At 70.5% G+C, this 5,282-nt stretch carries 5 protein-coding genes and 1 pseudogene; 1 reads left to right on the top strand and 5 read right to left on the bottom strand.

Going from position 1 to position 5,282, the window contains the following annotated elements:
* Positions 1–53 precede the first annotated feature (53 nt).
* A pseudogene (locus ROTAS13_RS18740) lies at positions 54–512 on the top strand (SDR family NAD(P)-dependent oxidoreductase); the annotation flags it as partial.
* On the opposite strand, the gene ROTAS13_RS18735 reads toward ROTAS13_RS18740, so the two are convergent.
* From ROTAS13_RS18735 to fabG, 5 genes are all read right to left on the bottom strand, one after another.
* Complete coding sequence (locus ROTAS13_RS18735; protein WP_019460682.1) at positions 481–1,245, bottom strand: TerC family protein; 765 nt, start codon at positions 1,243–1,245, stop codon at positions 481–483. The pseudogene ROTAS13_RS18740 and the gene ROTAS13_RS18735 sit on opposite strands and share 32 nt — an antisense overlap.
* 96 nt (positions 1,246–1,341) lie before the next feature.
* Positions 1,342–2,346, bottom strand: a complete 1,005-nt coding sequence (gene mltG, locus ROTAS13_RS18730; RefSeq protein ID WP_019460681.1) for an endolytic transglycosylase MltG — start codon at positions 2,344–2,346, stop codon at positions 1,342–1,344.
* 232 nt (positions 2,347–2,578) lie between these two features.
* Entirely contained in the window at positions 2,579–3,862 is a 1,284-nt protein-coding gene (gene fabF / locus ROTAS13_RS18725; protein WP_027297154.1) for a beta-ketoacyl-ACP synthase II, read from the bottom strand.
* A 29-nt stretch (positions 3,863–3,891) separates the two neighbouring features.
* Positions 3,892–4,131 carry an acyl carrier protein gene (locus tag ROTAS13_RS18720; RefSeq protein ID WP_019463379.1) on the bottom strand — a complete coding sequence of 80 codons (240 nt, stop codon included), beginning with the start codon at positions 4,129–4,131 and terminating at the stop codon, positions 3,892–3,894.
* A 293-nt stretch (positions 4,132–4,424) separates the two neighbouring features.
* Complete coding sequence (fabG, locus tag ROTAS13_RS18715; RefSeq protein ID WP_027297153.1) at positions 4,425–5,162, bottom strand: 3-oxoacyl-[acyl-carrier-protein] reductase; 738 nt, start codon at positions 5,160–5,162, stop codon at positions 4,425–4,427.
* Positions 5,163–5,282 lie beyond the last annotated feature (120 nt).

Genomic DNA, 5,282 nt, shown 5'->3' with positions numbered 1-5,282 from the left:
TCGCCTTACGGTGGAGCTGTGCGTAGATGTGATCAAGAGACAGGGCGGTCGCCCGGATCTTCGCGGTGAACCTCGCCGGCGCGCTCAACACCGCCCTGCCGGCGCTGGAACAGATGCGGGGCCAGCCGCCCGGCCCCGGCGGCACCCGGGGGCGCGTGGCGGTGGTGGCCTCCATCGCCGCCTTCGTGGCCTCGCCGGGCGCCCCAGCCTACTGCGCCTCCAAGGCGGCCTTGCAGCGATGGGCCGAGGCCACGGACGCCACCACGCGCCATGGCGGCGTCCGGGTGCATGCCCTCTGCCCGGGCTTCATCCGCACGCCCATGACGGCGCACAACGACTTCCCCATGCCGGGACTGATGACGCCCGAGGAAGCGGCCCGGAAGGCCCTGGACGGCATCGCCCGGGGCCGTGGCCGGATCGCCTATCCCTGGTTCCTCTATGCCGGCGCGCGCCTGGCGGGCGCGTTGCCGGTCCGCTGGCTCAGTGCCGCTCCGGCGAAGGGGCGGGGGTAGCCGCTTCCCCGGCTGACTTCCCAGGCATCTTCCCCTGGGCACGCCGGGCGAAGACGTTCAGCCCCTCCACCGCCGCCGCGAAGGCCATGGCGACATAGACGAAGCCCTTGGGCACGTGGAAGTGCAGCCCCTCGGCCACCAGCACCATGCCGATCATGACCAGGAAGGCCAGGGCCAGCATCACCACCGTCGGGTTGTGCTCCATGAAGCGCGACAGCGCGTCCATCGACAGCAGCATCACCGTGACGGAAACCAGGATCGCCACCACGATCACCCACATCACCTGGGTCAGCCCGACCGCGGCCAGGATGCTGTCCACGCTGAAGACCATGTCGATCATCACGATCTGCGCCACGGTGGTGCCGAAGCTCGCCATGACCTGACCCGCCGCCTTGCTTTCCGCCTGCGCCTCAGGGTCCACCCGGTGGTGGATCTCGATCACCGCCTTGCCGATCAGGAAGAAGCCGCCGGCCAGCATGATCAGGTCCTTGCCCGAGACCTCCTGTCCCAGCACGGCGAAGAGCGGCTGCGTCAGGGTGATCAGCCAGCCCACCCCGGCCAGCATGCCCAGGCGCAGCACCACCGCCAGCCCCAGACCGATCAGCCGCGCCGGGCGGCGCCGGTCCACGGGCAGGCGGTTCGACAGGATGGCGATGAAGACGAGGTTGTCGATCCCGAGGACGATCTCCATGCCCGTAAGGGCCAGGAGGGCGACGATGATCTCCGCATCCATGGAAAATACGCATCCTGTCTGTGACGGCGGCCTAACGCGGCGTTCCAGGACAGGTTACGGATTATTCATCCGACCTGTCCCATCCGGCGGCGCTTCTCAAGGTGCCGCGGTACCCGGCACCGCGGCGGGGGAGGTGGGCGGCGTCCGCGTCAGTGCCCGCCAACGGGCCACGTTGCGGTTGTGCTCCTCCAGGCTCCGGGCGAAGACATGCCCCCCCGTGCCATCGGCGACGAAGTAGAGCGCATCCGTATCGTCCGGATGCAGCACCGCCTGGATCGAGGCGAGGCCGGGCGAGGCGATGGGCGCCGGCGTCAGCCCCCGGTTGCGGTAGGTGTTGAACGGATGGTCCCGCTCCAGGTCGGCCCGGGTCAGGCCGCGGTCCAGCACCCCGCCATCCGCCGCCGCATAGGCCACGGTCGGGTCGGATTGCAGCGGCATGCCCCGGCGCAGGCGGTTGATGAAGACCCCCGCCACCTTGGCCCGCTCCTCCGCCTTGCCCGTTTCCCGCTCCACGATGCTGGCCAGGATCAGCGCCTCGCGCGGCGTGGCCAGGGGCAGGTCCGGTGCCCGCTTCTCCCAGGCCTCCGCCAGCGCCTGCCGCATGGCGCGTTCCGCCCGGCGAAGCAGCCCGGCCCGGCTGTCCCCCCATTGATAGGCATAGGTGTCCGGCAGCACCGCCCCTTCCTCCAGGGCCGGCACATCGCCGGTCAGGCCCTCGGCGGCATTGATCAGGGCGGCGATCTGGCTGGCGTTCAGCCCCTCCGGGATGGTGAGGCGGCGCTGCACCGGCCGTGCCTCGCGCAGCACCTCCAGCACCTCGCGCAGCGAACCATGCGCCGGGAAGAGGTATTCCCCGGCCCGCAGCGGCCCCTCCTGCCGGGTGGCCCAGGCGGCCATGGCAAAGCCACGCTCGTCCCCGATCGCTCCGGCGTCCCGCAGCGTATCCGCGATGGCCTGGGTGCCGCCCGGCGGGATCACGATGGCACGGCCTTCGGCGAGCGGCCCGGGCGCCTGGTAGCGGTTCCAGGCCCACCAGCCCGCCCCTCCGCCAAGGAGGGCCAGCACGAGCAGCGACAGCAGGAGGATACGCAGGAGACGCAAGCGGCGGGCCCAACCTCGTTTCGGGGGAGAGGGAGGGACGGTCCGGTTCCTGTGCGGCCGCCCACGGGCACCAGTCCGGCGCCGATGGGCCGGAAGCTAGTGGAGAGGGGCGGGGAGAAAAAGAGCCGCATCGGCAAAGATACATGCCGGTAACGCGGCGGTGGCCGGTCCTCGCGGTCCGGCCACCCGGTCCCTCGCGGAGAGGGGCCGGGCCGTCAGGTCCCGTGGTGCTTCAGGGCGCCCGGCGGAACAGGATCGAGGCGTTGGTGCCGCCGAAGCCAAAGGAGTTCGACAGCGCCACGTCGATCCGCCGCTCCTGCGCCGCGAGCGGCACGCGGTCGATCGCGCTGGGCTTCGAGGGCTCGTGCAGGTTCAGCGTCGGCGGGGCCACATTGTCGCGGATGGCGAGGAGCGAGAAGATCCCCTCCACCGCGCCGGCCGCGCCGAGCAGGTGGCCGATGGCCGACTTGGTGGAGGACATCGCCACCCGGTCCGCTGCGTCGCCCCACATGCGCTCCACCGCCTCCAGCTCCAGGTCGTCACCCATCGGCGTGCTGGTGCCATGGGCGTTGATGTACTGGATGTCGCCGGGCGTCATGCGAGCCGAGCGCAGGCAGGCCTTCATGGCGCGATAGGCACCGTCATGGCCCTCGGCCGGGGCGGTGATGTGATGGGCATCGCCGGACATGCCGTAGCCGATCACCTCGCCATAGATCTTGGCGCCCCGCTTCTTCGCGTGCTCCAGCTCCTCCAGGACCAGGACGCCCGCGCCCTCGCCCATGACGAAGCCGTCGCGGTCCTTGTCCCAGGGGCGCGAGGCCTCGGTGGGACGGTCGTTGAAGCCGGTGGAAAGGGCACGGGCGGCACAGAAGCCGGCCACGCCGATCTCGGCCACCGCGGCTTCCGTGCCGCCGGCCACCATCACCTCGGCATCGCCCAGCGCGATGAGACGCGCCGCGTCGCCCAGGGCATGCACGCCCGTGGCGCAGGCGGTCACCGCGCTGTGGTTGGGCCCCTGGAAGCCATAGCGGATCGAGACATGGCCGGAGGCCAGGTTGATCAGCGCGGAGGGGATGAAGAAGGGCGAGATCCGCTTGGCCTTGCCCTGGCTGATCAGCAGCGAGGTCTCGTAGATGGCGGGAAGCCCGCCGATGCCCGAGCCGATCATCACGCCGGTGCCCCAGCGGTCCTCGTCGGTCTGCGGCACCCAGCCGCTGTCCTCGACCGCCTCGGCAGCCGCGACCATCGCCAGATGGATGAAGCGATCCATCTTCTTCTGGTCCTTGACCGGGATCCATTCGTTCAGATCCAGGCCGCCCTCGGCGCGCGTGCCGGCCGGCACCTGGCCGGCGATGCGGGCCGGCAGGTCCTTCGCGTCGAAGGAACTGATCGGGCCGATGCCGCTTTCGCCTGCGAGCAGGCGCTTCCAGACATGTTCCACGCCCAGCCCGAGCGGGCTGGCGATCCCCATGCCGGTGACGACCACCCGCCGGGGCTCATTCAACTGACCGAGCACTGCGCTTCCCCCGGAGAACCCAGACCGCCTCAGGCGGTCTTGTGCTCCTCGATGTACTTGATGGCGTCACCCACGGTGGTGATCTTCTCGGCCGCGTCGTCGGGGATCTCGACGCCGAAAGCCTCCTCGAAGGCCATCACCAGCTCGACGGTGTCGAGGCTGTCGGCGCCCAGGTCGTCGATGAAGGAGGCGCCCTCGTTCACCTTGGACTCCTCGACGCCCAGGTGCTCGACAACGATCTTCTTCACCTTGTCGGCGGTTTCGCTCATGCGCGGCTGCTCTCTCTGTAGGTGGCGGGATGGCACCCGCCTGAATTCCGTGCCGGCCGGAAACCTGTCCCGGAAATGAACCGGGGACAATCGGTGCGGCGCAGGCGGGGGGCCTTATCACGTAAGTTTCGGGTGGCCTAGGGGATAGAAAGGGCCGGACGCCATTCCCCTGCCACGATCCCCGGCCAGCGTGGCAGCCTTGCCCCATCCCGTGCCGCTCCGAATCGGAAAAGGCCGGCGGGGTGGGCAGGGCGGCGCGGGCGGATTCCCCGCCACGGCGCCGCCCGGGCAGCTCAGATCATCGCCATCCCGCCGTTCACATGCAGGGTCTGGCCGGTCACCCAGCCGGCCTCGTCGGAGGCCAGGTAGGCCACGGCGGCGGCGATATCCTCGGGCGCGCCCATCTTCTGCATGGGAATCCGGCCCATGATGGCGCCCTTCTGGGCCTCGTTCAGCGCGTCGGTCATGGCGGTCTTCACGAAGCCCGGCGCGACCACGTTCACGGTCACGCCGCGCGTGGCGACCTCCTGGGCCAGCGACTTGCTCATGCCGATCAGCCCGGCCTTGGCGGCGGCGTAGTTCGCCTGGCCCGGATTGCCGGTGACGCCGACGATGGAGGCGATGGAGACGATCCGCCCCGAGCGGCGCTTCATCATCCCGCGCAGCGAGGCCCGCGCCAGCCGGAAGGGCGCCGTCAGGTCCACCTCCAGCACGTCCGACCAATCCTTGTCGCCCATCCGCAGGGCCAGCCCGTCGCGGGTCAGCCCGGCATTGTTCACCAGGATGTCCAGCCCGCCGAGCTCGGCCTCGACCTTTTCCACCAGCGCCGCCGGCGCCTCCGGGTCGGAAAGGTCGGCCGGGATCACCGTCACGCGGTCGCCCAGCGCCTCGGCCAGGGCGGCGAGCTCGCTCTCGCGCCGGCCGGTCAGCGCCACCTCCGCGCCCTGGGCATGCAGCGCCCGCGCGATCGCGGCGCCGATGCCGCCCGTGGCGCCCGTGACCAGCGCCGCCTTTCCGTCCAGTCGGAACATGGTAACCGCTCTCCTCAGTCCGGAACCCGCCGCGCGGGCGATCCGCGTTGTGCCGGCTTTCCCGCCGGCCCTGTCCCCTGTCTCTTGATCACATCTACGCACAGCTCCACCGTAAGGCGA

Origin of the sequence: Roseomonas sp. TAS13 (assembly GCF_001950415.1) — a bacterium.
Lineage (GTDB): Bacteria > Pseudomonadota > Alphaproteobacteria > Acetobacterales > Acetobacteraceae > Roseomonas > Roseomonas mucosa.
This window is presented reverse-complemented; position numbering and strand designations above follow the sequence as displayed.

Coding starts and splice junctions, on each gene's coding strand:
- ROTAS13_RS18735 (WP_019460682.1), bottom strand. CDS start 1,245: ATGGATGCGGAGATCATCGTCGCCCTCCTGGCCCTTACGGGCATGGAG.
- fabG (WP_027297153.1), bottom strand. CDS start 5,162: ATGTTCCGACTGGACGGAAAGGCGGCGCTGGTCACGGGCGCCACGGGC.
- ROTAS13_RS18720 (WP_019463379.1), bottom strand. CDS start 4,131: ATGAGCGAAACCGCCGACAAGGTGAAGAAGATCGTTGTCGAGCACCTG.